1 protein-coding gene is annotated in these 763 nt (G+C 78.0%); it reads right to left on the bottom strand.

Annotation, left to right across the window (positions count from 1 at the left end; genetic code table 11):
• Positions 1 to 675, bottom strand: a 675-nt coding sequence (locus ABD308_RS12430; RefSeq protein WP_344332720.1) for an endonuclease/exonuclease/phosphatase family protein, incomplete at its 3' end; no start/stop codon positions are given.
• Between the last annotated feature and the right edge of the window lie 88 nt (positions 676 to 763).

Here is a 763-nt window from a genome sequence, read left to right as displayed (position 1 = left end):
GACCCCGGGCAGACCGTGCGGGACGCCGCAGGCGAGCACCTCCACGCCCGGCGTCGCGAAGACGGCGTCCAGCCGCTGGTAGGGGTTCTCCGGGACGGACGTCATCTCGCCGCCCCAGGGCGCCACCACGTGCCCGTCCTGGAGCCGCCCGGCCAGCGACCGCCAGCCGGGGCCGTCCGGGTGCTCGTTGAAGTCCCCCGCGATCACGCCGAGTTCGGCGTGCCGCAGCTGCCCGGCGAGCAGGTCGAACTGGAGGCGCCGCTCGTCCGCGTCCAGGCTGAGGTGACAGCTGGTGACGGTGAGCGGCGGCGCGCCGTCGACCTCGACCAGCGCGGTCGCGAAGCCGCGCGCGTGCAGTCCGCGGGTCTTCGGCAGCAGCCGGTCGTGGACGGACAGCACCCGGACGCCCGGGCGGCCGAGCACCAGCGGCCCGGCGGCGGTCCGGCCGCCTCCGGCGAGGACCGCGGTGCCGGTCCGCCGGGCGAGCCAGCCGGCCTGGCCCTCGGGGCGCCAGTAGCGCGGCGACTCCTGGACGCAGACGAGGTCGGGCGCGCAGGCCCGGATCACCCGGACCAGGGCGCGCCGGTCGTCCCGCAGCGAGCGGACGTTGTAGCTGAGCAGCCGCAGCCGGCCCGGCGCGGGCGGCGGCGGTTCGAGCGGTGCGGTGGGCGTCACGGTTCCTCCCCTGGGCGTCCTCGGGCGTCCTCGGTGACGACCGTACGGCAGGACGGCACACGGCGCGGCCCGCCCCTCCGGGCGGGAG

This window comes from Kitasatospora putterlickiae (assembly GCF_039527695.1).
GTDB classification, from domain to species: Bacteria; Actinomycetota; Actinomycetes; order Streptomycetales; family Streptomycetaceae; genus Kitasatospora; species Kitasatospora putterlickiae.
This window is presented reverse-complemented; position numbering and strand designations above follow the sequence as displayed.